Here is a 26180-nt window from a genome sequence, read left to right on the forward strand (position 1 = left end):
TATGACCAGGCAAACACGAAGCGGGTCCGGGGAACGTGGCGCGGTCAGCCTGGCCGTCACCGTTCTCGCGATCGCTCTGATCGCGCTCATCGGCCTTGTGCACGACGGCGGCCTCAAGGTACAAGCCATGCAACGGGCGGACAATGCCGCCGCCGAAGCCGCACGCGCAGCCGGGCAGCACATCACCGGTAATGATCTGCTCGGAGGCATAGGACTCGATCGCGCGGCAGCGGTCGCTGCCGCGAGTAGCTACCTGAAACAAGCTGGCATCCACGGCACCGTCGCCATCAGCGGCGACACCATCACCGTGACGACCCAAACCACTGAGCCCACAGTATGGCTGTCGATCATCGGCGTCTCCTCCGTGACCGGGCGGGGTCAGGCCACAGTCCGGATCGGCGAGGACATATGAAACAGCAGATGGAGTCGGAGAACGATATGAACCTTCGGAATGTCCTCGTGGCGATGGCGTGCTCGATGGCTGTGCTCCTGGCTGGTTGCGCACAGGATGTCGACGACGCAGCGCCGGTGCCCACCGATGGCCAGACCGATGAGCGGGCCGAGGTGACCACACCGGCGCTCACGGCTCCGCCCACCACCTCACCAGAGGATGAAGCGGAACAGCAGATCCAGGGTGTTCTGGAGGACTTCGTCGCCGATTGGGACAACTACCGAGCGACAACCAGCGACTACCACGCAGATGACGAGGGGCAATGGGTCGTTGACCTTGTCGATTCGTGGCCACTCGATCTCGACGCCTACAACCTTCTGTTGGACTGGGCCGGCCGTTGGAGCACTGCAGGCATGGAACTGCGAGGTGAGTCGATGATCGTGAGCCACGACGTCGTGGTCATCGGGTCCGAAGACGGTGAACCAGAGCATGCGGAGTCAGAGGCATGTCTGGACATGACCGAGCTGGAGCCATTCGACTACGACGGACAGGCCGTCGACCTGGCCGATGACGCCACCCAGTACCAGGCCTGGAACATCACGTGGGCCAATGTCCCGGATGCTGGTTGGACCCTGATAGACATCGACGTCACCGTGGACGAGCCGTGCGAGGCTTGATCGTGGCCCTGACGATGGCATCAACCGTGGCTATCGCGCACACCGCCCATGCAGCCGAGGAATCGTCGACTGAGTACGGGTGCGAGGACGGGCAGTACTACAACGGGTTTCAATGCGTGCCCGAGGACGACGAGGAACAAGAAACCACGGGCTGCAGTCAGAATGAGCCCACGGTCCCGGACATCCCGTGCACCGGACCGTTCGGCCCGTTCGATCCGTCATTTGATCGGTATGTACGGCCGGTTCCCGACGACGAGATCGGGCGCTACGCACCGGATGGCATCTACGGCTGCCCAGGTTGTCTTCACGACGGCATATGGGAGAACTACCCCGACGGCTGGATCTATCAGTTGCACATGCATATAGGCCACAACACCGGAACACCGTCGCCGTACCAGCTCGATCGGGTGGTGTGGCTGGGAGAGCCACCTGGATTGCCGCCCGTCGATTCCGCTGTGCTGGCCCAGCAGATCCTCGACGACATGGACCTGGAGCCTGCAGAGGTAGGTATAGCGCCGCGGCCGATCGACGAGGACCCCGGGTCAATGGGACTGGTCGGCGCACCCGTCTGGATGTGGGTCGTCGATCCGTCTCCGCAGACCTGGGGCCCCATCACCGACTCAGCGTCGGAGCGGGGTACCACGGTGACGGTGACAGCTGCGGTTGAGGATGCCGAATGGGATATGGGCGATGGCCGCCGTCATGTATGTACCGAGCCGGGTACACCGTACGAGGCGCGCATGGGTGTGCGCGATTCGCCTACGTGCGGCCATCGCTATGAACAGACCAGCGGTTCGAAGCCAGGCCAGGCCTACGTGGTCAGTGTGACGACCCGGTGGATCGCTACGTGGGAATCGTCCACGGGCGAGACCGGGGAACTCGATGTCGATCCGCTGACGTCCACTGCGCAAATCCGAATCGGCGAGCGGCAACTCATCGAACAGTGAGCCGCGCTACGGCAAACCATCGGAATTCTCACCGGGCGACAGGGAGGTGCCACGTGCGTATGACCGGCACGAGCCAACACGCGCGCGGAGCTGAAGTCTTGCGTGGCCTCCTGGCCCTGTTCGTTCTGTCATCCATGCTGGGCGCCATTCCGTACGGCTTGTGGCGGATCGGCGGACGGCCTTGGCCATCCGAGATCCCGAACCTCGACGAGGTCACCACTGCGCTGACGAGGCCAGACGACGGGTCTATGTTCATCTCCGCCCTGTTGATCGCCGGATGGATCGGATGGGCGGCGTTCGCCATCGCCGTACTGGTCGAGGTACCTGCTGCGCTGCGGGGAGTGCGAGCGCCGAAGATTCCCGCGCTGGGTGCACAACAGCGCATCGCTGCTGTCCTGGTCTCTGCGGTGCTGGGAATGCTTGCCGTCGGCCCAGCCGCCATGGCCGGGTCACCATCGGCGGCGACCACGATGCTTGTCGCGGCGGAAGACTGGCGGCCCGTCCCGCCGGTCCGGCCTGCCGAGCTCGAAACTGAACCACCTGTGCCCGACGCGCCACTCGACGAGAGCGAGGAATCAGACGGTACCGGCCCGGAAACCGACACCCACGACGTGGAGGAGGCTGATCACTCGATACATCGGGTAGAGCGTGGTGACACGCTCTGGGACATCGCCGGCGAACATCTCGATGATCCGACCCGATGGCCAGAGATCGCGGAAGCTTCCGCCGACACAATCCAGCCGGACGGTCGCCGTCTCACCAACCCGGACCTGATCTATCCCGGGTGGAACCTCACCGTGCCGATCGAGGTATCAGACCTGGGCCAGCACGTACCCGACACCGGAGAGGCCACCACCAGTGGTGACGACGTGATCGGCAGCGACGCCACGACTCCCTCGGCGAAGGTTGCCGACGCCCGAACGCCGGTCGAGCCGCACGCGACGATGGCGGCAACCGCAGAAGACTGTGAAGATCCAGCGGCGGACGAACTCTCCCCGGACGAACTCTCGCAGGCCGGACATGGCGAGGAAACTGATGCCGACTCAGATGTGTTGGGCGTCGTTCGAACCACGGCGGGAGTTGGTGCGTTGCTCGCCGCGGGTGTCATTGCTCTTCTCACGACTCGTCGTGCGTTGCGACAGCGCCACCGAAAGCCAGGCCAACGGCTCGTCCCACCGGGACCCGTGGGAACGGCTGCCGAGATCGAGCTGCGCCACGTCGCGGACCTCATGAGTCTCGAGTTCATCGATCGAGCACTGCGCATGCTCGCCCGTAATCTCGCTGAGCAACACCGGGCTCCGCCGATAGTCCGCGCAGCGCGCCTCGCCCACGATCAGTTCGAGCTTCACCTAGATACCCCGGCGCCCGCACCAGAGCCATGGGTCAGCACCGACGACGACGCAGTCTGGATGCTCACACCTGACCGGATCGGCTCGCTGGTGGCGGGCGAGGCTGAGCATTGGCCGGCGCCATATCCGAGCCTGGTCACTATTGGCCACGATGCCGACGATGCGCACATCCTGCTCGATCTCGAACACATCGGGATGCTGCACGTGAGCGGCAATGACGACAATGTGCGCGCGTTCATGGCGGCCTTGGCTGCCGAGTATGCGACCTCCCGTCTCGCCGACGACGTCCAAATCACGCTCGTCGATCACGCCGTGTCAGAGCCACTGCAAACGGGCCGCACCAGGCGAGTCGATCCGCAAGATGTGAGCGTGCTCGTGCAGGAACTCACGGCTCGGGCCCAGCTCAACCGAGACCTTGTTCAGGAGAGCGGAGTATCCAGCCTCACCGAGGCACGGACCAGGTTAGAGGGAGAGTGGACACCGGAGATCGTCCTCGTGGCCACGCAGCTAAACGATCAGCATTGGACACAACTCGCGCGGCTGAGCGGTCAGAAAGCCCACGCCGCCATCGCCGTCGTGACCAACGACCCGACCTGCAGCGGCGAATGGACCATTCGAGTGGCAAGCGCAGATGAAGCGATCCTGGAGCCCTGGGGAGTCACCCTGCGACCACAACAGATAAACCGCGCCACCGAGCAACAGGTCGCTGACCTCATTGCCTCCGCTGACGCTGAATCTGTCGGCGCAGCTCAGGCAGAGCTCGGTCTTCACGAGATACCGCTGGACGAGGGCGAAGACCGCACTGAACTTGCTCTTCACCCGAGTGGCGGGCAGCAGGAGTCAGACGGTACACCTGGGCTCCCGCAACGGGCCGACATGACGGTGACTACCGTCGAGCACCCTCGCATCTTGTTGCTCGGTGAACCAGACGTCATCGGGGCTTTCGGCCCACTCGATCCGAGTAAGCGAGGACAGGCGGTCCAGGTTGCCGCGTACCTGGCGTTGCGGCCAGGCCGCCGCGGCGTGGCCATGGATGAAGCCATCTGGCCCGGACGCCGGCAAGCCAGCGCCACACGCGCCACCGCAGTTTCAACGCTTCGCCGGTGGCTCGGCGCGCACCCATCTGGGCAGGCATATCTACCTCCGACAACCAACACCTACGCACTGCATCCAGCCATCCGATCAGATTGGGACGACTGGCGCGAGCTGCTGCGCGACGGACCACAATCGACAAGCACCGAGAACCTGCAGCAAGCCTTGGATCTTGTGCGGGCACGCCCCTTGTCCGGGGTACGCAGCGGCTCGTACGCGTGGGCCGACATGCACGTGCAGGAGATGATCGCCGAGATCGTCGACGCCTGCCACGAGCTGGCCGAGCGCGCCCTGAGGAACGGCGACTTCCGAGGTGCACAACGCGCGGCACTGCGCGGACTGGACATCGAACCAGGTTGTGAACTGCTGTGGCGAGACCGCCTCAAAGCCGAGACTCGTCTTGGTACCCGTGCCAGCGTCCTAGCACTCATAGCGAAGCTGCGCGACTTCGCGGACGAGCTGGGCGGCGACCTGGAAGACGAGAGCGTCGCGTTGATCGAGGAAATCGAGCGATCAACCACAGCGACGTCGCGTAGCTAGGCATGGGTGCCGACGGTGAGGGAGCGTGCGCGCTTCAGCGACTCCCAGGTAGTGAGCGCACACGAGGATCAGGGGCGCGACGTTAAGGACTGAGGAGCGTGGTCATGGCAGCTGCGTTGTCTGTCGACGAGATCAGAACCTTTCCGGCCGCCGTGCCCTTGGTGGACGCCGGCAGGGCCTTCGGGCTTGGGCGCACGAAGACTCACGAGCTTGCACGCGCCGGAGAATTCCCCGTGCCATTGATCAAGATCGGTAGTAGCTATCGAGCCCGCCGCTCCGACATCCTCGACGCACTTGGCATCGTCGACGCTGAGCCCGCCGCGACCGCTTCTTGACATGGAAGCGTTGGCGCGGTGAACGTATGTGCCCCTCGTGGGCGGCCGCCGCATTACCTGGGTGAGCCGGAAGGTTCTGGAGGACGTCAGCGAGTCCGTCAGCGAGCCGTCGCTGAGCAGGACACGACGGCGTATCCGCCGCTGGATGTGTTCGCGGAGACATACACGCCGTCAACGCTGATCTTGCACGTGATGGACCGTAGCTGCCATTGTTTTGCGCCACGATGCCCACGGTAGGGCCGCGTGCGAAGTGGTAACCGACGCCTGGCACGGTCGCATCCCGGCGTTTCATTGGTAGATCCGGGCTGGCCTGGACCTACCTGTCGGCGTCGTCATTTGGAACGACGGAGCCGGCGACCTGACAGGTGGAAACACTTCATCCCTGGATCTTCTTCCCATAGGCTGACACAATGTGCGCGCGGGTCGCGGAGGGGCGACTTGTAGGGGGCGGAGCTCGTCAAGAGTCAGGGGAGCCAATAGGGTGAGTCCGCGGCCACACCTAGAGGTAATCGATGGCGGCTGCCGCTTTCTCTGGGTGTCCTCGCATGCTCGCCGTGAGGCGATTGAGTTGATGCGCCTCGACCCTCACGCGCCGATTGAAGTCGACGCGATGATTGCGAAGGCCGAGCAGGGTGTCCTGCGACCTAACAAGGACTACAAGCGGATGGCTACCGATCCCCTGATTCTGGAGCTAACCGTCAACAGCGTGAGCCCTAGGCTGAGGCTCTACTTCAGTGAGTGCCAAGATGGCGCTCAGGCGCTTGCGGTTGGACTGTTGCTCGCGCGTAAGCCCACCGGCACCCTGAGCGTTCAGCGAGCTCAGCAGAACCAGCAGGTCCAAGTCGCTGCCCAAAGATTTGAGGCCTGGCGACCTAGTGACGACAAGCAGGTATGAGGTTATCCTCTTAGACATGGAGGGGATCGAGAACACAGACAGGGTTGGTCTCGACCGTAGCGATCCTAACGTCGCGTTGCGCATCCGGCAGGCCAACATTGACCTCGAGCTAGTTGATGAACTTAGGCGCCTGCGAGAGCAACTTGGTCTCAGTCAGGCGCAAGTTGCGAAGGCTATGGGACGGCATCAGACTGTGGTGTCCACGTTGGAGACGCTAGGTAGCGATCCTCGTTGGTCCTCTATTCGACGCTACGCAGGTGCGCTAGGGGTCTGTATAAACTGGCGAATCGAGATGCAGTCTGGCCTTAGCGACTTGCTCGCTCGCGAACTAAGGGACTGCGACAACGAGACGCAGTCTGATGCGGGCATAGTCTCCAGTCTGCTTGAGCGGAGCGAACATGAGCAGCGGAGTGCAGGTGCAGGAACAGCAAGCCATTGATTGGGTGCCTCGATGGGAGCGCTCAATAGTCCTAAATGTCCGCGCGGTCTACGGGGGTGGTGAGGACACTCAAACCACCTTGGCTCTCGGTTACACGGTTGCCAAGAGCCAAGAGGACCCGTCGAGGTGCGTGTTCCTCGTACACGCTCGCTTGCTTCACGAGCAACCACACGCGAGCGTGTCTATCGCTCTTGGGCTCCTTAGCGAGGAGGCTGAAACTGCGATTCTTGGCTCCGTCACAGACATGCAGTTGCGAGAGCTGACAGAGCGCTATGCCCTCAAATTGCTTTATGACCGTGCTCGCCAGGCGGCCGTTACGGCGGCTTCCCTCATCGATGCAAGCCTGTCTATCTCACCCTTCCAACCCGACGAGGTTGTGTGGCGGGATGACGAGCCAAACGGAGAAGACTAAAGTCCTACGGGTCTGCTGCACGAGTAGGTGACATTCGATCTGGCTTGCCTCGTGGCGGCCTGGAAGGATGTCGTTGTGCCCAAGCCTTATCCCCAAGAGTTCCGTGATGACGTCGTGCGTGTCGCGCGGAATCGTGAGCCCGGTGTGACGATCGAGCAGATCGCGAAGGACTTTGGGGTCCATCCGATGACGTTGCAGAAGTGGCTGCGATATTCCGATATCGATGACGGTGCGAAGCCCGGCCAGACCCGTTCGGAGTCGGCTGAGCTGCGGGAGGCACGTAAGCGGATCCGGCTGCTGGAGCAGGAGAACGAGGTGTTGCGGCGGGCGGCGGCGTATCTATCGCAGGCGAACCTGCCATCAAAAGGTTCTACCCGCTCGTGAGAGAGCTCGCCGCTGACGGGGTGCCCGTGGCGGTGACGTGCCGGGTTCTGAAGCTCTCTCGTCAGCCCTACTACCGGTGGCTGGCAGACCCCGTCACCGTCAGCGAGGTAGTCGAGGCGTATCGCGCGAACGCGTTGTTCGACGCCCACAAAGACGATCCCGAGTTCGGCTACCGGCTCCTCGCGGACGAGGCCCGTGAGGTCGGTGAGTCGATGGCCGACCGCACCGCGTGGCGGATCTCATCCGAGAACGGCTGGTGGAGCGCGTTCGGGAAGCGCAAGGCTCGCGGCAAGGGCAAGAAAGCAGGCCCGCCGGGGGCCGCCTGCAGGGCCGGCTACGACGCCATCTGCGTACCGGGAGGCGCCGAAGATCGACGATCACACTGCGCCAAATCCACCGGAGAAGCCGGACACCTGATGCGATGCCGCCGAGCGCGAACCGGAACAGCACGACAAGAAGATGAGCAACTTACTCTCCACCAATTCGCATGAGCTGATGCCGGACTCCACCACCATCCGAACAGCGCGCTCACGCAGCTCCCGGGGACAATTCGAGCGAGGTGCCATGACTTCGGGTCTGCTGCACGGACGGACTGCTGCAAGAATCGCAGTCATGTGGACATTCGACTGGCACTCCGATGTGCTTGAGCTTGAGCCGCTAGCAGGGCCCGAAGGATTGGCTGCCCTTGGCTGTCGCTGGCACTGAGCGCACTCTTCGGAGCCCAGTCGGCTATGCGCAGGAGTTTGCGAGGTCGGCCACTGTGATGGGTAAGTCGACCCGCTTGCCGTCGCGCGAGGTCGAAATAACGGAGCCACAGGCAATAGCATCGACGCCATCCTCGATGAATACCCGTATCTGAAAAGCCGAGGATATGCGCCAGGCGGAGGCCTACTCGCCTTCTCTATGTCAGCCGTACATGTGAGGATAGTCACAACCTAGGACAGCGAGGGATCGAAAATGGGTGACTCCAAGTTGAACAAGAAGGGCTTGGCTGATCTAGAGAAGAACATCAGGCAGGAGCTCAAGAAAGCCGAGGCGGAGGCCAACAAGGCCGCAGGGCGTGAGACGACACCGGAGGCGAAGGCCCGCGTATTTGCTCGGGTACTGCGCAGTCACGGGGTCGAGGACGTGAACGAGGCAGAACTGCGGCGAAAATTCAGTGGCTAGCGTCCTCTCCTGCCTACTTGGCAATCGCGATCAGTGGGAAGGAAACGTCGCACTGGTTCCTCAGCCGAGCAACACTCACGACCCTGAGGCCGTCGGTGTCGTTCATGTCCGCGGTCAGATCGGATTCCTATCCGAGTCTTCGCGGATAAGGCGAGTCAGGACCTCCCGCAGGGCGCTCCGGGACAGTTCTCCTGCTCCGTCTGTGCCGGGCGGCGCCCTCGGGGCACACCGCGCTGCTGAGCCCAGCTGGTACTACTTCCTCACACGAGCCGTCCGCAACGTCCCGCCAACGCTGACATCGTCTGAGCCGCGGCGGACGAGTAGTCGTCATCGTGGCTTAACTGGCCACTCACGCAGCGCCCGAAGATGCCGACTTGCCATCTTCAGACTCTGCGAGGCAAGCCTTCTCGGAAGGGGTGAGGGGCGGCCGTCCCGGTATCTCTGTCTGGCGACGGATGTATTCCTCTTCCGAGGGCCGGTCCTGCAGCCACGGCCACTCTGCGCCGCGCGGATAGTCCGTCTCGATTGCGTCGTTGAGTCCTAACTCAGCTCGCATGGCGTTCCTGAGCACCCCCAGGAGGTCCTGCGCACGAAACCATCCGGGGTAGTAGTTGACGAATGGACCTCGCTTCTCCAAAACTACGGTGATCTCCATCAGGGCACCCGAGACCCCATCTGCGAGGTCAGCCACCCCACTGCCCGCGACCAGTTGCACATCGCTCAGCGCAGGTTGAATCTGATCATTCCAGCGGCCGAAGTAGTCCATCAGACCGTCCGCCATGAAGGCTTCATCCTCGTCGGCAACCTTCTCGTCGCCGCGGTATGGCAGGAAGACAGCGACGCCGTCGATCTCGCGAAGCATGGACTGGCTGAGCACCAGGAACGCCGCATAGACCCGCCGTCGATCAGCGAGCCAACGACGATCATCTTCAGCGGCCAAGCGCCGCCGTTCCGCAGAGCGCCCCAACCACGTCGTCATCACGACGCCGACGATCGTGCCGGTGACGCCGATGCCGCCAGCAACCACGACGGCGAGCAACTCAGGACTCACAAGACGAGATTAAGCCGTCAGGTCGCCTCTCCGGGTGAAGGCTCTTCGCCCACGCTCGATACGCCCCCTGCACACCGACTACTGGCTTGGCATCTGGTCCCAGGTTTCGCCGTCGAGGTGACGTCCGAGAGACTTGGGGGAGCGGCCTCCCCATTGCTTGAAGAAGAATGGCACGCCGGCAATTACGCAGGCGTCGCGGATGCCCCGTACCCAGCGGATGTCTACCGGCCGGTAGTTCACGCCTGACTCGCCGCCCGCGATGACCCAATCCATTTCTGTCAGATCTAGCTCGTCGAGGGGCCCGAGCAACGGTTCGCAGGAGAGGAACCGCACGATGGCGGGGATCTGGCGTAGATGGTCCGCGCGACGGGCCACGTCCATGTGCTCGATCGAGACTCCGAGCCACACGTTTGGCGGCCATCGGAGCTGATCGGCGATTCGTGCTGCACGGAGTGGTCGCTTCGTCAGGACTTGGTACGTGTGTTGAGGCGTGTCTGCCATGACGTCGAAGACGTCACGGACGAACGAGGTTGGCACTTTTGCGTGGAACAAGTCACTCATCGAGTTGACGAAGACTGTGCGTGGTGTGCGCCATCGTCTGGGCTGGTCGAGCGAGCCGGGATGGATGGTGACCGCGAACCCTGGACCTGAGGTGCGCGGATCACCGTCTTGTTGGTACTTCTCTGTGCCCATGGCCTTGAGCCGTTTCGCGAGGGCCAAGGCGTAGCAGTTGTCGCAGCCTGCGGAGACCCGATCGCATCCCGTGACGGGATTCCATGTGGCTTCGGTCCATTCGATCCGGGATCGGTCGCTCATCGACGGTCCGCCTGTCGTTGGGCAGCCACAGGAACAGCCTGTCGCGTCACGACTCAACCTTGACGGCGACGCCGTAGTGCGCGGGGAATTCCAGACCGTTGAAGTGCAGGTGGACGAGCTGCTCCTGGACAGTCTGTGGATCCCGGAATCGATCGTCGACAGCCAAAGCGGTGGCGTAGGCGCGGACGGCACCCATTAGCTTGTCGTGCATATCAGTGTCCACGGCACGTGTTCCCGTTGGCGGGGTTCCGGTGCGCTCGACAAGGTGTCCAGGGTGGACTATCACGGGCACGAACTGGTTGGTGCCGGTCAGCGACTGTTCTGCCCAGCGCAGCGAGCCACCGAGCTGGTTGATGTCGCGCTTGGAGATGAGCGCTGCCCGAGCCCCACTCTTGACCTCGATGACAAAGCGGTTGCCGTCTGAGTCGGTCCAGAGAACGTCGCTGCCTTTTCGGATCTGTGCCTCGGGCCGCTGGCCAGAAAATCCGAGGTGGTCAGCTAGTTCGGACCACGCATGCTCGGCCTCTTCCGTCCGCTCGGGGTCCCACTCAAGGTCAGCGATCAGTGCTTCTACGCCGACGCGCAAGTGTCCACCGTCCGTGTAGCGGTCGGCGAGGTACTTTGTAGCGGCTTCGGCTTGCCGGCGAGTGGGGCGCGAGGACTTGAACTCTAGGCCGGAAATGGGGCGCAGAATCGCGGAGTTCGAAGCAGTGGCGCCTGCCAGCAGGGTTTGGGCTCGTATAGGGTCGGTGGCGTGCCTGTATGCCGCCGCCTTTTCGGCGAACCAACCGGCCAGCCGATCATCGTTCAACACTTGCCGGGCGACATTCACCGCGTTGTCTGCGGCGTCTGCGGCGGCCTCGTGCATGCCGCGTACCGCAGCGTCATAGGCTGCACGCTCATGTACCGCGGTGGCGGCCAGCGGAGCGGTTTCGTAGGTGACGTCGAGAAGTGCCTGGCGAGCGGCGGATTTGAAGTCCTCGGCCCCGTCGATGACTTTGCGGATGAGGTCGACAACGCCGTCCATAGTCACGTCACTTCGGCCTTCAAGAATACGGGCGACCTGCCTGGACAGTTCCACCTGCGCCCGCGTCCCCGGGGATAGTCTGCCCCGCACATCTGGGAGGGAGATTAACTCGACGAGCCTGCGGCCCATGACGAGCACTGCGCAGCGATCCTCACGCGACCGGACGCCGCGGCCCATGCCCTGCTCGAAACGCTGAACGTGCCGGGTGATGATCGTGTTCGTATCGCGAAGCGCGGTTGCTTCGCGGCGCTCTGACGCCGACGCGGCCTGCGGCAGGCCGTCGATCACTAGGACGCGGCAAGCGTCGTCCGGAAGGTCGATCCCGTCGTATTGGTTCACGATGACGACGAGGCCGACGGGCTCGGCGCGCAGCCGGGCGACGGCGGCGTCGATCTCGTCTGCCTTCGACACCGTCTCGTTCGCGACCTCGGTCCACCCCTGCGCACGCGCCCAACTCGGCACGAGCACGACGACGTTGTCAGTGACGGCTATGGACGCGATTGCCGTCCGGAGTTCGTTATCTGACAGGTCGGGCACGAGCTGTTGGGGGACGAGCACAAGACGGTCGCCGAGGTCAGCGGCAGAATCGGGCACGATCGGGTTGGCTACGGTCACGGCGTTTGCGGCGAAGTGCGTGACGAGGGCAGAGTCGTTGGCGAGCGTCGCCGTCATGTAGACACGCCTTTTGGCTTCGACGTAGCTCGGGAACTGCTGGATCGGTGGCAGGGGCGAGGCGACTTCGATGCCGTTCGTAGTCAACGTCGCCTCGCATACCGGCAAGTGGTCCTTGAGCAGCGGCCATACCCACTCGAGCATTGGCGAATTTCGCAGAGGATGGAGCACTTTGAGGACCTCGCTGGCCCTGTCCTGCCACGCCCAGAATGGGATACGCATCACGGCGCCGGGCTCACCGGTCTTGATATCCATCAGCTTGGCCGCTCCCTGAGCTTCCAGGTCGTCCTCGAACAGCTCCATTAGCGCTGTGTATGCGTCATCGGCCGATGGGATGAGGATTCGGCTGTACTCCTCAAGCCGCGTGATCGCCGAGTGGGCATCGTCGACGACGACCATCCCGACCTGCTGGGGTGACTCGCTGTCGGCGAGTCCGAACTTAGTCTTGCCGTTGAACAACACCTGCAGGGACGTAATGCATATCGCCTGCCCTTGACGGAACTTGGCGTTGCGCGGGTCCGTGACGGCAGAGAGTCCGAGCCTGCGCGCCTCGGCGGCGGCTCGTTCGGCTAGCTGCGGGGTCAGCGCCAAATAGAGCGCGGGGCCTACGCCGTCGTGCAAGCCCACCTGGAGGATGAGGAGACCGACGATGGTCTTGCCAGTACCGGTGTTCATCTTGACGACCAAGTCAGTTTCATCACGGCGTGGCGACCAGCGGTCCAGGACGGTGGCCTGGACCTGACGCAGGTACCCCAGGCCCTGCTCTTTGCTTGGTAATGCATCGAACAATGCGACGGGTTCGCGTATGGCGTTGAGGTCAGTGCCTGCGGTGATGGTGCTGAAGTCGAACTCCATGTTCATCCTCCGCTTTCGAGGCCTGCGGCTGTGAGCCGCACGCTTCCGCCGAGCCGCACGCGCCCGTCGGTTCCGTCGGCGAGGGCGAGCTTCTTGTCGACGAGTATGTCGAGCTCGGGCTTGACCTGGCTCTCCTTGTATACCGTTCTGTACAGCGCAAACCGGCGGAGATCACTGACGCTGGCGGCATGTTCTTTCGGCTGGTTTCGCAGGTACTGCAATAGCTCTCGTCGCAGTGGCTCGGTAAGGGGCTCGAGCTTGATGTCGAGCAGTTCCTGATCGGGGTCAGCAGGATCGCGGTACTGGACTCCAGAGATAGGGTCGACTTCCCACATCGCCTCCTTCATCTTCTGTAGGCCACGAACGTGTGTTGTGCCGAAGACGAGAAAGAGAGACAGTCCACGCGTGTTCACAAGCTCGAACGTCAGCACATATGAAAACCCGGCATCCTGCAGCACTGTGCGGTACTTGTCCACGACCCACTTGGCCTTGGCGGACTCGGGCTGCTCATCGACGCGGCGCCAATCAGGGTCCCCGAACACGGTGTCGCCGTGACGTATCCTGTCCACTTTGGCCCACCGGATAAAGTGCTGAGGCTCGAAAGTGATGATCACTTCGCTGGAGGGGTTCTGCGCAATCCTGCGCACGAGGTCAAGTTTGACGCTGCCACCGAACGTATCGAGCACGACGAGCATCGGCCGACCCCAGGCATTGTGCTCGGTGAGCAACTCGGTGAGCGTCGGGTCGTAGTCCCCTGTCGCGATGGCAAGGTCGATCCCGTACCGGTCGAGCTGGCGGAGCGGGACGGGCCTCGCCGCCTTCTCCAACTCCTCGCTTAGGCGTTCGGACCGCGATTTCTGACTCTCCACGAACAGGAAGCGCAGATCCCGTGCCCGCGTTCGCAGCGCAGGATCCCGGAGCAACGTCTCCAGGGCGATCACAGGTGAACCCGGCTCACCACCCACATACACACCAGGGCCAGAGAATCCTTCCGCGTAGGTCACATTGCCCTTCCAGCTTTGGATCATGATGGGCATCCACTTGCTGAGGTACTGCCTATAGACCTGGTGCTTGGCGAGGGTGTGCGGTTCGGCTAGCCAGACGACGTTGTCGCCTCCCGTCACACCTCCCCGGGTCATTCGCACCTCCACGTCCGTGCCGGCCTTTTGCAACCTTACTGGTGAATGCGGCCCAGGCTCGACAGCGACGTATCCAGGCGGGGTTGCTACGGCGACAGCCCAGTTCTGGGCGTGCCCGCGGACGCCAATCCGCGGGCACGAAGAGTGCGCGTGTCAACGGCCATTTCGTTCTCCCCGTGGGCGGCCAGCAGATCTCCCCACTGGTGGCCATGAGGTCTTCCCCGGCTGCGGTCAGATCTCTCCCCGCCGTCGGTGTTGTTTGGGTTAGTTGAAGGGTGTCACCCCTTTCCGGTGGTCGCTTGGGTGAGCCGGTAGCTGTCACCTTGAGTTGCCACGATGCGGGCGTGGTGCATGAGGCGGTCGACTGTCGCGGTGGCGAGGGTCTTGGGCATAATTTCGTCGAAGCCCGGGGGGTGCTGCTGACGGCTAGCGAGAGGCGTTCGTAGGCGGCGTCGACTAGCCGGTAGAAGCCTTCGGCGGGGTCTGGGGGAGACCGGTAGTAGCCCGATGTCGTCGATGATGACGAGGTCGGAGCGGAGGATGCGGGCCAGCGCTTTGGCGATGGAGTCGTCGGCGCGGTGGCGCCGGATGAGCGCGCCGAGGTTTTCGATGGTGAACCACGCCATTGTCAGTCCGGCCTCGACGGCGGCTTGGCCGAGTGCTTCGGTGAAGTGGCTTTTGCCGGTGCCTGATGGTCCGCAGATGTACAGGTTCTCGCGTCGGTTGACCCGTTCGAGGGTTTTGAGCGCGTCTTGGGTGGGTCTGGGGATGGAGGATGCGGAGTCGTCCTAGTCGCCGAAGGTCTTGCCGGCTGGGATGGCGGCGCGTTTTCGGCGGGTGTTGAGGTTGGCTCGGTCTCGTCCGGCGGCTTCTTCGGCCAGTAGGACGCGCACGAGTTCGGCCGGGTCCCATCGGGGGCTTAGGCGGTGGGGATCAGGTCCGCGAGGTGGCGGCGGATGTGAGGAAGTTTCAGTCTCCGGGTCAGCTCGATCGCCTCGGCGAGGGGTCGCCGCCAGTGCCGGAGACGGTGGTGCGAAGTGGCGTGTTCATCAGATCGCCTCCTTGCCGTCGGTGGGGCCAGCGGGGTCGGTGGGGACGCCGAAGGAGGCCCAGGCGGAAGTGCCCGGCTGGGAGGCTGTGTGTCTCGTTGGCGCGGGTCGGCTCGGTATCGGTGAGCCCGGCCTGGTAGTCCAGGATCGACAACAAGTCTTTCCGGCAAAACGGCCTGTGGCCGCAGCGGTGCCCAGCGCGCGGTCGACCTGCGTGGGTGAGTGCAGCTTGGCCAGCGCGACGGCCTCGGCCATCTTCGCCCGCACCCGACGGGTGCCCGCGGCGGCGGCCTCGACCAGCCAACTGGCTGCGCTGGGGCCGAGCATCAAGAACGCGGCCTCGGCGGCGTTGTGGGCGGTCGGGGTGCGGTCGGTCTCCTTGTTCTCCCGGGGTGGGTAGTGGGCGTCGTCGATGACCGGGCTGCCCGGGGTGCCGCGGTGGTGGCGGGCGGCCTCGGTCGTGGTGCCGTGGGCCGGGTCGACGGCGGCGATGATCAGCTCGTCGCCGTAGAAACGGGCCCAGACGCGGGTGTCGACCAGCAGGTTGGACACTGAGTAGCGCACACCCTCCACCGAGATCGTGCCGTCCCAGTTCGCCCGGCGGGTGGTGCCGAACGCGGCGGTGAACGCCGCTTTGGGCAGCGGGTGAAGCCGGCTTTGTTCCTCGGCGAGCATCGCCGCCGGGCTCAGCCTGGTGGGTACCACGCACACGATCATCGCCGACGTCGGGGCCGACGATTTCCAGACCGCTCTAGCGCCATCCAAGTACGCAACCTGGCCGAGGTCGGGCTCGTGGTGTTGGGGGCCGAGGGGAGCCCGGAAGTATTGGCAAAGGCCGGTACGAGCCGGATGCTCCGGCTCGTGCCGGCACTCAGAAAGCCTGCTGAGCAGCAGAAACGGCATCGATCGGCATCATGCGTCACTGTCCGGCTGCTCAGTAGACGGACTTACAAACCAGGGGTCGCTGGTTCGAGCCCAGCTGCGCCCACACACAAAGGATGCAGGTCAGGTTCCTGTTTTGGTCAGCCCCGATGGCATTGCATCGCTCATGCATCGCTGCGACACGCCGGCGGACGGGCCGATGTGTCGGCTTCGCGGCCGTGCTTCGGTCCTGTGAGGGCTTCCGCATGCGAGTTGGTGTCCGCGTCTGACGTCATCAGTGGGCCGGCTTGTTGACGGCAAATCAGGATTGTTCGTTCGGCAGATCAGGATCTAATGGCCGACGAATCGGGATCACTCGGTCGGCAAAACAGGAGTAGTGTGGCAGTGTGATTCTTGATGATGCTGGTTACGGGCTGATCGAGCGACACTTGTTGGCCCAGCTGCGTGAGGTCGGCGAGTATGCCCGAATCGTCTTGGTCAACGGTCCACGACAAGCAGGCAAAACAACGCTACTGGAACAGCTGCATGCCGAGCTCGGCGGGTGGTTGCGCTCGATGGACGCCGATGTCGAACGTGCGTCGGCGCGAGCGGATCCCGAAGGGTATGTCATGTCAGCTCCGCGCCCGACGTTCCTGGACGAGGTTCAACGCGTTGGGGACCCGTTGATTTTGGCGATCAAGATCGTGACTGATCGTGATCGGCGGCCCGGGCAGTTCTACCTGTCGGGCTCGACACGGTTCCTGACCGTGCCAACGATCTCCGAGTCGCTGGCCGGGCGGATCGCGGTCCTTGATCTGTGGCCCCTATCGGTCGCGGAACGAGCAGGTGTCGGCCCCCAGTTCATCGAACGGCTACTTGACGGGCCTCAGGCACTCTTGGCTGCCGATACGGCGCCGGTTACCCGGCATGAGTATCTACAGGTGGCCTGCACGGGTGGATTTCCGGAGGTGGTGCGGCGACCAGTAGGTCGTCCACGGAGTCGGTGGTTCGCAGACTACTTGCGGACGGTGACGCAGCGCGATGTGCGTGAGCTGAAGCAGATCGAGCAGGTGGAACGGCTGCCTCGGTTCATGCGCTACTTGGCCGCGGTCACCGCGCAGGAGCTCAATGTGGCCGAAGCGGCGCGAGTCATGGGGGTTGATGCGGGGACGATCCGTTCCGATCTTGCGTTGTTCGAGACGGTCTATCTCGTACATCGGCTACCGGCCTGGTCGCAGAACCTCACCGCGAAGATCAAGAAGCGCCCCAAGATCCACGTCATCGATAGTGGGTTCGCGGCCTGGCTGCGTGGGCAAAGCGCGGACTCCCTAGCGCGCCCAACAAGCGAGGGTGCCGGACCGATCCTGGAAACGTTCGTGGTCAACGAGTTGATGAAGCTCCGCGCAGCTGCCGACCTTGAGGTCGACCTGTACCACTTCCGTGATCGCGATGGGCGCGAGATCGACTGTATTCTCCAGACGCCAGACGGTCGCGCGGTTGGTGTCGAGGTCAAAGCTGCCACAACTGTGAACGCCCATGACTTCAGGCACCTGTCGCTGGCCCGTGATCGCCTTGGCAATCAGTTCGTCGCTGGTGTGGTCTTCTACACCGGCTCCCGGTCGCTACCGTTCGGCGATCGCTTGATGGCCCTGCCCATCAACCATCTCTGGGGCGGAAAGCCCGTTTCCGCGTTGTGACAGCGTGACCAGCACATTCACAGTGTGGGGCAGGTAGGAACTTCCTCGTAGAGCGCCACTGGGTGCTAAAGGGCAGACGCTTCGCGGTTCGGGGTCAAGGTTGTCCTGACGCCTACACTGCCTGATGACTCGTCAGGCTCGGTCAGCGGACAGGGGAGCGTTCGGTGGGGATCAACGACCTGAGCGGTGCGGAGCTCGTCCGGCTGTATGGTCCGTGGGCTCTGCGGACGCCCGCCGACGTGGCCGAGCTCTTCGCTGGCTATCAAGGAACGTGGTGGGTGGCTGGAGGATGGGCGCTGTGGGCGTTCACTGGCGTGGAGCGGCGGCATGCTGACATCGATCCGTGTGTGTTGCGTTCGGAGCTTCCGGTTCTGTCGGCCCATCTTGTTGGTCGTCTCGACGTGTGGACGGCGACCGACGGTGCGTTACAGCCGCTCCTTCCGGGCGAAGACGTGCTCCCGGATGGCTGCGATCAGGTGTGGACGAGGCGTAGTGCTCTTGACCCGTGGGAGTACGACATCCTCCTCGCGCCCGGTACCGCGGATACGTGGGTCTACCGACGAGACCCCACCATGACGATGCCGATGGCCGACGCGCTCTGGGAACGCGATGGTGTGCGGTATCTCCAGCCGGAGATCCAGTTGTTGTACAAGGCGGCGGGCATGCGGTCTAAAGATCAGGCTGATTTCGAGGCAACTCTGCCGCTGCTTGATAAGGAGCGCCGGAGCTGGCTTCTCGAAGGTTTGGTGACGACGTTGCCGGGCCATCCCTGGATCGACCGTCTCTAGTCATGGCTGTACGTCGCCGGGCTTGACCTCGTACAGGACGGCGTCGACCCGGCGAGGTCCTGTGCATGTTGGGCGGCGAGGTCCATGTCTTTGGGTGGTGCGTGACCGGAGGACTCGGGCGAGCATGCTCATGCCGCCCTTGAGTAGCCATTCGGATTGGTCGCCGTCGGCAAAGACACGCGAGAGGAATCGATCGAACCGGGCTTGCCGGATCTGCGCCAACGTGGCGGCGCTGGCGCCTGGGCCGGTCTGCCGTGCGGGCTTCTTGGCTGCCTCTTTGATCGCGTAGAGGTGTGTGACGAGGCGTTCGCGGGAGACCAGCTTGTCGGCCCGGACGGCATCGCGCACCGAGTCGGCCACCAGCGACATGTCCGTGCCGGTGTCGACGAGGTCGGCGATCGTCCGCTCGACTGTGAGTGTCGGCAGGCCGTTGACCGGCATGACCTCAGTAGGGGTGAGCTGTCGGATGCGAAGGCGCACGCCAGGCAGGCGGGTGCCCTTGCGTGCGGTGACGATGAAGTCGAAGTCGTCGAGCAGGAAGTCCCCGATCTCGTGGATGGCGGCCGCGGTCTCCCCGGCACTGGCACCCGATAATTCCAGCGACGTCGGCGATCACCCCCGGGATACTGGTCGCCCATGGATGAGGTCAAAGTCGTCGTCGCCCATTCCGAGCGTGCGACGCTGCGCGTCGGTGACGTGTTCCTGAAGGTGGATGCCGATCAGGCACGCATCGACGTCGAGGTCGAGGCGATGGCCCTGGCGCCGGTCCCGACCCCGGAGGTCCTGTGGCGCAAGCCGTCCGTGCTCGCGATCGCCGCACTCCCGGGGACGGCGCTCGGCCGCCTCGGTGAGCCGTCGACCGCGTCCCCGGCGGCGTGGGCGGCAGCGGGTGCCGCCATCCGGAAGTTGCACGAGGCGCCGTTGCCGCCCTGGCCCGGCCGGCGCCGACGGGATCCCGACGAGTTGGCGGCGGAACTCGACGGCGAGTGCGAGTTGCTCGTGACGAACGGCATCCTGCCCGCCGACCTGGTCGCCCGCAACCGCCAGGTCGCCGAGGCTGCGATCCGGCCGTGGACTCCCGTTTTCACGCACGGCGACCTGCAGGTCGATCACGTCTTCGTCGACGGCGACGAGGTCACCGGCATCATCGACTGGTCCGAAGCGGGCCGGGGTGATGCCCTCTTCGACCTCGCCACCTTCACGCTCGGACACGAGGAGCACCTCGACGACGTCATCGCCGGTTATGGCACCGACGTCGAACTCGACGTGGTCCATGCGTGGTGGTCGTTGCGAAGCCTGCTGGGGGTTCGCTGGCTGGTCGAGCACGGCTTCGATGCGTTCGCGCCGGGCTGTGAGGTCGACGTGCTGAGATCCCGGATGTGAGGCTGCGCGAGCCCGACTGCTACGAGTGCGTTCTGACGCAAGGAGCAGGCCCTCTCCTGGGGCGCATCACCTGCCCTTGCTCCCAACAGAGTGCGGTGCGGAGCCATCGCCAGCAGATGACCGCGCAGCCGAGGGTGACGACGCGTGGTGGATGTCGTCGCGGATCTCCCGGCGGATGCGCAGGCGGCGGAACCAGTGCAGCAGCGCGATCGCTCCTTCCACGACCCAGCGGTACACGCCCATGCCGGAGCCGTTCCCGATGCCGCGCCGGGCGCCAGAGGGCGGACGTTCGCCGTCGCGGTTAGGAGTCAGGACTGTCTTGACGCCTAGACTGATTTTTGTGACTCGTCAGGCTGAGGACGTGCTTCAGGCGGCGCTGGCGCTGCCCGCACATGATCGTGCTGACGTTGCGGCCGAACTCTTGGCCAGCCTGCGTGATCGGCCGGGGGTTGATCAACGGGAGGTGGAAGAGGCCTGGGCGAGCGAGATCGGACGTCGCGGCCGGCGGGTGTTGGCTGGAGACTCCGTAGGTGAGGCTTGGGTAGATGTCCGTGCCCGGCTGGCTGATCGACTCGCCCAGCGTTGAACCATCACATTCGGATCGAGCCCGAGGCATCGGCGGGCCGCAAGCGCCGTCATTCGCTGGCTAGCACGTCTGGGTTTGGCGTCTCCCGACCTCGTCCTGTGGCAGCCGCACCGAGAGCACGGTGCCCCGCCCCGGAAGGGTCGGCGTGACGCCAGGGGGTGGTCCGTCGTCACGTGTTGCCTCGGAGGCCTCGGTATCGACGATGTGTTCTCTCATCGCTTCCTCCCGTATCTGGTTCCTGCCTCGTATGTCGCAACGTCTTTGTCGTTGGCCCGCCACGCGCCCCACAGGTGCCCGTCGTCGACCACCGTGATGACGGTGATGATGAACCCGGCGGTGGGGGAGTAGCCGATGGTGCGGACGCTGTTCGCCGACCAAGGCAGTGGGAGCTAGAGAGACCGCCCAGGTGGTTCGGGCTCGGCCACATCGTGGCTAACCGGGGCGGGGCTGCCGAGTCTGCGTCGCCGAGCGTCCAACGACCGATCAGGCGCGGAGTCTGGCGAGGATCTTTCCGGGTTCGGCTCTCCAAGCCCCGGCGTGTGGGAGTCAAGGAGATTGACGGCCCAGTCAGCTGCACGGGCGGGTGCGCCCGCCAGTTGATACCGAAGTCGACCTCCAACTCCGCACCGTCGGCGTCCATCACGTGCAGACGCGCGAAGAACGGAAAACTGCGGGTACGCGTCACCTGGTAACCGTGGTTGCGCAACGCGGTCTCACCGCGTGCGAGCGAATCTTGGAACTGCTCGGGACTAAGCGTGGGCCCTGCGAACAGATCCACGTCATGGGTCGGGCGGTCAGTCAACCCGTGCTCGCGAATCGCGCTGGCTCCAGCCAGCGCAAACCCAGCATCGCCCACCACGTCCAGCAGCAGATGGGCAACGTGACGTTGCTGCTCCGCTCCGCTCGTACCCACGAACACCGCCCTAAGCAGCGGCGAGCTCGGGGAAGGTATCCTCCCATGTCTTGCGGCATCGCTCCGGAAGAACCAGGCGCCGCCATTCCCGCCGCAACACGGCTTGGTTCAGCAGTGCCTCCTGCATCTGTGGAGTGCCTTCGCGCACGATCGCCCGATACGCGACGCGCCGCTGGGCCACGTCGTCGAGATCGAATGATCGCCGTGGCCCCCAATGCACCGTGACCGGCACCGTCAGCAGCCCGTGAGCGGGACCGCGCAGCGCAGACAGCGACGATGGCACCTCATACGGCACCACATCACCGAACAGCACCTTGCAGCCCATCCTGCTCACCTCCACACCGCCATTCCCGGGCTTTCTCCAGTCTACGGAGCCGTCCCACTAACCTACGCCGTTAACATCAACGTCGACGGAATCGAATCATTCCCAACACCTGATGCTTGGACGACTACGGCTGCACGTCTCCAGGCTTGACCTCGTACAGCATGTCGTCGAGATCAGTTCTGGTTACCCGGATCATGCCTCGGCGCCGTATCCGGTAGGCCTTGAGGTGACCGGCATGGATCATCCGGCGAATGGTGCGCTTACTCACGCCCAAGTACTCCGCGGCAGCGGTCACGCTCAACAGTTCACGGACCGGGGCACGTCGTGTGCGAGTCTTCGTCACGGTCACAACACCTCACCACCCTGCACAGGATTCGAAGGTTGGCTTCGCGGCTCGGAGACGTTCGTCTACTCGTCGTCCGGGACGGGTGTCCTGAGCTTCGGGAGCTTAGATCCGGGCTAAGCCGGGTCAGTCGCTTCTCACCCCACCCAGCAAGTTTGGCACCGAAACGTAGCTCAGCCATCGTGATGAACGAGATGATCCGAGCGCGACCTTCGACCAACGGCTTATAACCAGACGCAAGAGGCCGGTCGATGCGGGTAAGGCGTGCTCCGAAGACGCCGGTATCGATGACTACCCACCGACGTGCCACGAAGTCGTCCGGACGTTTGCTGAGATGAATGCGGCGACGTGGCGGATATTGTGCTACAAATAGCACATGACATCGGTTGGTGTGCGTGAGCTGCGACAGCGAGCCAGTGAGCTACTGCGCCTGGTCGGAGAAGGGGAGACGGTCGAGATCACTGATCGTGGCCGTCCTGTGGCGTTGCTGACTCCCATGCCACAAGGGAGTCCGCTGGAGCGGATGCATGCCGCCGGCGAGATCGAGCCCGCAACCGAAGACTTTGACGATTTGCCCGAACCCATGGTTGTGCCTGCAGGTGTTGAGTCCGCCTCGCAAGCTCTTGCGCGGTTGCGTCGCGATGAGCGCTGATGGCTGCGATTTATCTGGACTCGTCTGCCATCATCAAGCTTGTGGTGCGGGAGTCTGAGTCTGCGGCGCTGCGGCAGTACTTGCGTCGACGTCGTCCGCTGGTCTCCAGCGCATTGGCCCGCACCGAGGTGGTGCGGGCGTTGCTGCCCGCTGGGGAGAAGGCGGTGGCAGCTGGGCGTAAGGTGCTGAGGCGGATCGATGTCGTCCGTATCAGCAACGGGATCCTCGATGATGCGGCGACGTTGCGGCCAGACGAGGTGCGATCTCTCGACGCGATTCATTTGGCCACGGCTTTCCGGCTGGGCGAGGACCTCGGCGCGCTCGTCACATACGACGAGCGTATGGCCGAGGCGGCCAAGCAGTCCGGCCATCGCGTCGTCATGCCACGCTAGGTAACGTCGGCTTGGATTCAAAGAACAAGACTTCTCGCTTGGCCGAGTCGCGCGCCGCGCCTACCAGGCCCCGGCGCTCATGGTCACCGAGTCGGTCTTGCTCATGGCTGACATCCTCACGGGGCTGCCGGGCATGATTCGATAGAGGCATGTCCATCAACGACGACGTCCCGCGGGTCGCATCCGCCAGCCGAGAGATCGCCGCCGACGCCGGGCGTATCTTCGAGCTCATCGTAGATCCGAAGCAGCAGCCTCGCTGGGACGGTAACGACAACCTCGCCGAAGCGTCGGCCGGTCAGCGAATCCGCGCCGTTGGTGATGTGTTCACGATGACGCTCACCATAGGCAGCGTTCGTGAGAACCATGTAGTCGAGTTCGAGGAGGGCCGCCTCGTCGCGTGGAGACCTTCAGAGCCGGGGAAGCCCACGCCGGGACACCTCTGGCGATGGGAGCTCGAGCCGATCGACTCGTCGCGCACGCGCGTCACGCACACGTATGACTGGTCGGAGCTGACCGATGAGAATCGGCTAGGGCGCGCCCGCGCGACCACAGCTGACAAGCTTCAGGCATCACTTGAGCGACTCGCCGCGCTAGCAGAGCGGGAATGATCCGGACCGGGTCTCGCGCCTGTGCCGGTGGCTCACGGACCGGAGCGGGCTCCTTGCGATCTCTGTGAAGTCCGTACCGAAGGTCGCTGTCGAGCGTCGTCCTAGGCCTGGCTGGCTCAGCGCGTCAACCGGTCAGGATCGCCCTGTCCGCTACGGCGCACCAGCCACGCCTCGGTGATGTGGGTGAACATCGCGTCCGCGGCGCCATCGGGGTCGTGTGCCGCGATGCGCTCGTAAATACGGCGGTGGCCTTGGTTCGACGCCACACAAAGGGCCGGCTCGGTCCGGCCCACGTAGCGCGCGGTGTTGATGGCTTGCTTCTCCAGAGCGCGCACGACTGCACGGGCCAGACGGTTGCCAGACGCCTGCATGACAGTGTCGTGGAAGGCTCGGTCGTGCTCTTCGTAAACCACGGGGTCGCCGACGAGTTCGTCCATCCGCTCGACCAGAGCACGCAACTGTTCGACGGCGTCCGGGGTGGCCAGCCGTGCCGCGACGTGCGCCATATCGGATTCGAGCAAGCGGCGCGTGACCACGAGGTCGTCGAGGATCGCGAGGCTCTCGTCCTCCGAGATGGTCGCGGCGAGGACGAGTTCGTCCAGCATGTTCCAGGACGTCGGCTGCTGGACCATGGTGCCAGCTCCCTGGCGGATCTTCACCAGACCCTTCTCCTGGAGAATCTTCACGGCCTCGCGAACGACGGTTCGGCTGACCGAGAACGCCTCGCACAGCGCGGGCTCCGGTGGTAGCAACTCTCCAGGCGGAAGCTGGCCACGGACGATCCGTTGCACCAGTTCAGCGGTGACGGCTTTGGCCAGGTTGGTCGGCCGCTGGGCCCAAGCAGGTGGCGCCTGAGTGCTGGCGGCCGGCAATTGCGATGCGGTCATGTTCCCTCCGGTGGCGCCGCGCGGGGAGGCGGAGCCACAGACTGGCGTGATTATACGTCACTCTATTGACGTAAGACGTCATACGAGTTACGTTTGCGCCCAACGTTCCGATAGTCGTTCGTCTGGACCTCCGGGAAGTGAGCAGCGATGAAGCAGCGAGCATTGTGGTCCGCCGTTGTGGTAGCCGGCCTGGCGCTTGCCGGGTGTGGTAGCGCCACGGGATCCGCCGCCGACGATGCGGAAGGCAGCGATGCGCAAGGCAACGGCGCGGAAGGCGGCGATGCCGAAGGCGGCGATGCCGAAGGCGGCGATGCGGAAGGCGGCGATGCCGAAGGCCGGCTTGTGGTCTGGGACTGGAAGTCAGCGGACGAATCCGCTGCGGCCTACATCGAACGGGCCAGGGCCGACTTCGCCGAGAAGCATCCGAACGTCGAGGTGGAGTTCGTGGCTCAGCCGTTCGACCAGTACTACACCCTGCTGGGTGGGGCAATTCAGGCCGGCGCAGGACCCGACGTCATCCTCTTCAACGGGGGCGGTCAGATCCGCGACCGGGCAGACTCGCTTGTCCCACTCGACGACTATCTCGCCGAGGATCAAGACCGCCTAGCGGGCTGGGATGCGTTCGCCAGAGACGGCCAGATCTATGCCGCGCCGGTGACGCTGCAGGGCCACCCGATCTACTACAACCGGGAACTCTACGAAGAGGCAGGCCTCGATCCGGACAACCCGGCGACCACATGGGACGAGTTCGTCAGCAATTGCGACTCGATCACCGACGCGACCGGCGCCCACTGCTTCGCTCTGGGCAACCAAGAGGGCATCGGCATCGAGTTCTTCCTTTCCGCAATGGGCTCCGCCGTGCTCACTTCGCAGGAGTACGACGACTGGATCGCCGGGGACCGGGACTGGAACTCTCCCGGAGTCAGGCGGATCTTCGAGCTGTGGACTGAAGCCAACGACGCCGGCCTGAACAACGAAGCACCCAACTCGACGGCGATGTTCAACGATTCCTTCGCCATCTTCCAGTCCGGAGAAGCCTCACACGTGATCGGGCTGATGTCGGACATCGGTCATTGGAAGGACTTCAGCGAGTTCCTCGGCGCGGAGAACGTCGGTGTGATGCAGGCCCCGCTCGTCGAGCAGGATGCGGTGCCGAACCTTCCGTACGACGGCGGCATCGGGTATGCGGTCGCCGAGTGGACCAGCGATCCGGAGCTGGCCGCGGACCTAGTCCGATCGTTGACCTCTACTGCGGCGCTGGAGGCGTTCTTCGACGACGCAGGCGCGATCGCGGCGGACACCACCATCGACGCATCAGGCGCCGGCCCGTCGGTGGCCGCCATCGTCGCTGAGCTGGAGACCGGCGAGCCCGCACTGCACGTCGCGTTGTCGTCGGAGACGCTGGAGCTGATGGGGCGGCTGTCGCAGCAACTGCTGAGCGGATCGGCCACCGTTGACGAGGCGATGGAGCAGCTGGCCGCCAGCGACCAGGCGAGCTGACAGCGTGC

General features: G+C 64.1%; 26 protein-coding genes and 2 pseudogenes. 17 read left to right on the top strand and 11 right to left on the bottom strand.

Annotated features, from left to right (window positions below; all coding sequences use genetic code 11):
• Position 1 precedes the first annotated feature (1 nt).
• The 9 genes from F7O44_RS08105 to F7O44_RS08145 all read left to right on the top strand — a co-directional run bounded on the left by F7O44_RS08105 (position 2) and on the right by F7O44_RS08145 (position 8628).
• A complete protein-coding gene (locus F7O44_RS08105; RefSeq protein ID WP_162449717.1) occupies positions 2-412 on the top strand; it encodes a hypothetical protein in 411 nt (136 codons plus the stop codon).
• A gap of 26 nt (positions 413-438) precedes the next feature.
• Positions 439-1068, top strand: coding sequence for a hypothetical protein (locus F7O44_RS08110; RefSeq protein WP_162449718.1), 630 nt, complete (start codon positions 439-441; stop codon positions 1066-1068).
• Entirely contained in the window at positions 1056-2015 is a 960-nt protein-coding gene (locus F7O44_RS08115) for a hypothetical protein (protein WP_162449719.1), read from the top strand. Before F7O44_RS08110 ends, F7O44_RS08115 begins: the two co-directional genes overlap by 13 nt.
• Before the next feature lie 59 nt (positions 2016-2074).
• Positions 2075-4996: a BTAD domain-containing putative transcriptional regulator gene (locus F7O44_RS08120; RefSeq protein ID WP_162449720.1), complete on the top strand. Its 2922-nt coding sequence runs from the start codon at positions 2075-2077 to the stop codon at positions 4994-4996.
• 104 nt (positions 4997-5100) lie between these two features.
• The gene (locus F7O44_RS08125) at positions 5101-5331 is read left to right on the top strand and encodes a hypothetical protein (RefSeq protein ID WP_187361167.1); all 231 of its coding nucleotides are present in this window, start codon (positions 5101-5103) and stop codon (positions 5329-5331) included.
• 911 nt (positions 5332-6242) lie between these two features.
• Positions 6243-6665 carry a helix-turn-helix domain-containing protein gene (locus F7O44_RS32295; RefSeq protein ID WP_162449721.1) on the top strand — a complete coding sequence of 141 codons (423 nt, stop codon included), beginning with the start codon at positions 6243-6245 and terminating at the stop codon, positions 6663-6665.
• Between the two features lie 487 nt (positions 6666-7152).
• Positions 7153-7461: a transposase gene (locus F7O44_RS29580; RefSeq protein WP_222851170.1), complete on the top strand. Its 309-nt coding sequence runs from the start codon at positions 7153-7155 to the stop codon at positions 7459-7461.
• Positions 7458-7952, top strand: coding sequence for a hypothetical protein (locus F7O44_RS29420; protein ID WP_187361168.1), 495 nt, complete (start codon positions 7458-7460; stop codon positions 7950-7952). The genes F7O44_RS29580 and F7O44_RS29420 overlap by 4 nt, the downstream gene beginning before the upstream one ends.
• Before the next feature lie 466 nt (positions 7953-8418).
• Positions 8419-8628 (top strand): hypothetical protein, encoded by a 210-nt coding sequence (locus F7O44_RS08145; RefSeq protein ID WP_162449722.1) that lies wholly within the window; start codon positions 8419-8421, stop codon positions 8626-8628.
• A gap of 349 nt (positions 8629-8977) precedes the next feature.
• Here F7O44_RS08145 and F7O44_RS08150 read toward each other — a convergent pair whose 3' ends face one another.
• The 6 genes and pseudogenes from F7O44_RS08150 to F7O44_RS08175 all read right to left on the bottom strand — a co-directional run.
• Complete coding sequence (locus F7O44_RS08150; RefSeq protein WP_162449723.1) at positions 8978-9667, bottom strand: hypothetical protein; 690 nt, start codon at positions 9665-9667, stop codon at positions 8978-8980.
• Positions 9668-9757: 90 nt separating this feature from the next.
• A complete protein-coding gene (locus F7O44_RS08155; protein WP_162449724.1) occupies positions 9758-10495 on the bottom strand; it encodes a DUF5131 family protein in 738 nt (245 codons plus the stop codon).
• A gap of 46 nt (positions 10496-10541) precedes the next feature.
• On the bottom strand, positions 10542-13049 hold the full coding sequence (locus F7O44_RS08160; RefSeq protein ID WP_162449725.1) for a DEAD/DEAH box helicase: 2508 nt from the start codon (positions 13047-13049) through the stop codon (positions 10542-10544).
• Between the two features lie 2 nt (positions 13050-13051).
• A complete protein-coding gene (locus F7O44_RS08165) occupies positions 13052-14188 on the bottom strand; it encodes a three-Cys-motif partner protein TcmP (protein WP_162449726.1) in 1137 nt (378 codons plus the stop codon).
• Positions 14189-14466: 278 nt separating this feature from the next.
• Positions 14467-14958 (bottom strand): ATP-binding protein, encoded by a 492-nt coding sequence (locus F7O44_RS08170; protein ID WP_162450060.1) that lies wholly within the window; start codon positions 14956-14958, stop codon positions 14467-14469.
• Positions 14959-15237: 279 nt separating this feature from the next.
• A pseudogene (locus F7O44_RS08175) lies at positions 15238-15933 on the bottom strand (Mu transposase domain-containing protein); the annotation flags it as partial.
• 572 nt (positions 15934-16505) lie between these two features.
• Here F7O44_RS08175 and F7O44_RS08180 point away from each other — a divergent pair.
• Positions 16506-17795: a DUF4143 domain-containing protein gene (locus F7O44_RS08180; RefSeq protein ID WP_162449727.1), complete on the top strand. Its 1290-nt coding sequence runs from the start codon at positions 16506-16508 to the stop codon at positions 17793-17795.
• A gap of 164 nt (positions 17796-17959) precedes the next feature.
• Positions 17960-18583 carry a hypothetical protein gene (locus F7O44_RS08185; RefSeq protein WP_162449728.1) on the top strand — a complete coding sequence of 208 codons (624 nt, stop codon included), beginning with the start codon at positions 17960-17962 and terminating at the stop codon, positions 18581-18583.
• On the opposite strand, the gene F7O44_RS29585 is transcribed toward F7O44_RS08185, so the two are convergent.
• Entirely contained in the window at positions 18584-19063 is a 480-nt protein-coding gene (locus F7O44_RS29585) for a hypothetical protein (RefSeq protein ID WP_222851172.1), read from the bottom strand.
• A 156-nt stretch (positions 19064-19219) separates the two neighbouring features.
• Between F7O44_RS29585 and F7O44_RS08195 the strand changes: the two genes are divergently transcribed.
• Complete coding sequence (locus F7O44_RS08195; protein ID WP_162449729.1) at positions 19220-19966, top strand: aminoglycoside phosphotransferase family protein; 747 nt, start codon at positions 19220-19222, stop codon at positions 19964-19966.
• A gap of 147 nt (positions 19967-20113) precedes the next feature.
• On the opposite strand, the pseudogene F7O44_RS30110 reads toward F7O44_RS08195, so the two are convergent.
• Positions 20114-20248 (bottom strand): annotated as a pseudogene (locus F7O44_RS30110) (IS5/IS1182 family transposase); the annotation flags it as partial.
• Between the two features lie 58 nt (positions 20249-20306).
• Between F7O44_RS30110 and F7O44_RS08205 the strand changes: the two are divergent.
• Positions 20307-20552, top strand: coding sequence for an addiction module protein (locus F7O44_RS08205; protein ID WP_162449731.1), 246 nt, complete (start codon positions 20307-20309; stop codon positions 20550-20552).
• A 923-nt stretch (positions 20553-21475) separates the two neighbouring features.
• Here F7O44_RS08205 and F7O44_RS08210 read toward each other — a convergent pair.
• Both F7O44_RS08210 and F7O44_RS30115 read right to left on the bottom strand, forming a co-directional pair.
• Positions 21476-21790 (bottom strand): transcriptional regulator, encoded by a 315-nt coding sequence (locus F7O44_RS08210; protein ID WP_162449732.1) that lies wholly within the window; start codon positions 21788-21790, stop codon positions 21476-21478.
• 124 nt (positions 21791-21914) lie between these two features.
• Positions 21915-22133, bottom strand: a complete 219-nt coding sequence (locus F7O44_RS30115; protein WP_222851173.1) for a helix-turn-helix domain-containing protein — start codon at positions 22131-22133, stop codon at positions 21915-21917.
• A 376-nt stretch (positions 22134-22509) separates the two neighbouring features.
• On the opposite strand from F7O44_RS30115, the gene F7O44_RS08220 reads away from it, so the two are divergent.
• The 3 genes from F7O44_RS08220 (at position 22510) to F7O44_RS08230 (ending at position 23785) form a co-directional block, all read left to right on the top strand.
• Positions 22510-22785 carry a type II toxin-antitoxin system Phd/YefM family antitoxin gene (locus F7O44_RS08220; RefSeq protein WP_162449733.1) on the top strand — a complete coding sequence of 92 codons (276 nt, stop codon included), beginning with the start codon at positions 22510-22512 and terminating at the stop codon, positions 22783-22785.
• The gene (locus F7O44_RS08225) at positions 22785-23177 is read left to right on the top strand and encodes a type II toxin-antitoxin system VapC family toxin (RefSeq protein ID WP_162449734.1); all 393 of its coding nucleotides are present in this window, start codon (positions 22785-22787) and stop codon (positions 23175-23177) included. The genes F7O44_RS08220 and F7O44_RS08225 overlap by 1 nt, the downstream gene beginning before the upstream one ends.
• A gap of 149 nt (positions 23178-23326) precedes the next feature.
• Positions 23327-23785, top strand: coding sequence for an SRPBCC family protein (locus F7O44_RS08230; RefSeq protein WP_162449735.1), 459 nt, complete (start codon positions 23327-23329; stop codon positions 23783-23785).
• Positions 23786-23901: 116 nt separating this feature from the next.
• Here F7O44_RS08230 and F7O44_RS08235 read toward each other — a convergent pair whose 3' ends face one another.
• Positions 23902-24672 (bottom strand): FadR/GntR family transcriptional regulator, encoded by a 771-nt coding sequence (locus tag F7O44_RS08235; protein WP_162449736.1) that lies wholly within the window; start codon positions 24670-24672, stop codon positions 23902-23904.
• 147 nt (positions 24673-24819) lie between these two features.
• Between F7O44_RS08235 and F7O44_RS08240 the strand changes: the two genes are divergently transcribed.
• A complete protein-coding gene (locus tag F7O44_RS08240; RefSeq protein WP_162449737.1) occupies positions 24820-26172 on the top strand; it encodes an ABC transporter substrate-binding protein in 1353 nt (450 codons plus the stop codon).
• Positions 26173-26180 lie beyond the last annotated feature (8 nt).

The sequence above is a fragment of the Phytoactinopolyspora mesophila genome, assembly GCF_010122465.1.
GTDB classification, from domain to species: Bacteria; Actinomycetota; Actinomycetes; order Jiangellales; family Jiangellaceae; genus Phytoactinopolyspora; species Phytoactinopolyspora mesophila.

Bases quoted from the DNA above. Each gene is read 5' to 3' on its own strand.
- F7O44_RS08105 (WP_162449717.1), top strand. From the start codon at position 2: ATGACCAGGCAAACACGAAGCGGGTCCGGGGAACGTGGCGCGGTCAGC.
- F7O44_RS08110 (WP_162449718.1), top strand. From the start codon at position 439: ATGAACCTTCGGAATGTCCTCGTGGCGATGGCGTGCTCGATGGCTGTG.
- F7O44_RS08120 (WP_162449720.1), top strand. From the start codon at position 2,075: ATGACCGGCACGAGCCAACACGCGCGCGGAGCTGAAGTCTTGCGTGGC.
- F7O44_RS08125 (WP_187361167.1), top strand. From the start codon at position 5,101: ATGGCAGCTGCGTTGTCTGTCGACGAGATCAGAACCTTTCCGGCCGCC.
- F7O44_RS32295 (WP_162449721.1), top strand. From the start codon at position 6,243: ATGGAGGGGATCGAGAACACAGACAGGGTTGGTCTCGACCGTAGCGAT.
- F7O44_RS08145 (WP_162449722.1), top strand. From the start codon at position 8,419: ATGGGTGACTCCAAGTTGAACAAGAAGGGCTTGGCTGATCTAGAGAAG.
- F7O44_RS08155 (WP_162449724.1), bottom strand. From the start codon at position 10,495: ATGAGCGACCGATCCCGGATCGAATGGACCGAAGCCACATGGAATCCC.
- F7O44_RS08160 (WP_162449725.1), bottom strand. From the start codon at position 13,049: ATGGAGTTCGACTTCAGCACCATCACCGCAGGCACTGACCTCAACGCC.
- F7O44_RS08165 (WP_162449726.1), bottom strand. From the start codon at position 14,188: ATGACCCGGGGAGGTGTGACGGGAGGCGACAACGTCGTCTGGCTAGCC.
- F7O44_RS08195 (WP_162449729.1), top strand. From the start codon at position 19,220: ATGGATGAGGTCAAAGTCGTCGTCGCCCATTCCGAGCGTGCGACGCTG.
- F7O44_RS08210 (WP_162449732.1), bottom strand. From the start codon at position 21,790: ATGGGCTGCAAGGTGCTGTTCGGTGATGTGGTGCCGTATGAGGTGCCA.
- F7O44_RS08220 (WP_162449733.1), top strand. From the start codon at position 22,510: ATGACATCGGTTGGTGTGCGTGAGCTGCGACAGCGAGCCAGTGAGCTA.
- F7O44_RS08225 (WP_162449734.1), top strand. From the start codon at position 22,785: ATGGCTGCGATTTATCTGGACTCGTCTGCCATCATCAAGCTTGTGGTG.
- F7O44_RS08230 (WP_162449735.1), top strand. From the start codon at position 23,327: ATGTCCATCAACGACGACGTCCCGCGGGTCGCATCCGCCAGCCGAGAG.
- F7O44_RS08235 (WP_162449736.1), bottom strand. From the start codon at position 24,672: ATGACCGCATCGCAATTGCCGGCCGCCAGCACTCAGGCGCCACCTGCT.
- F7O44_RS08240 (WP_162449737.1), top strand. From the start codon at position 24,820: ATGAAGCAGCGAGCATTGTGGTCCGCCGTTGTGGTAGCCGGCCTGGCG.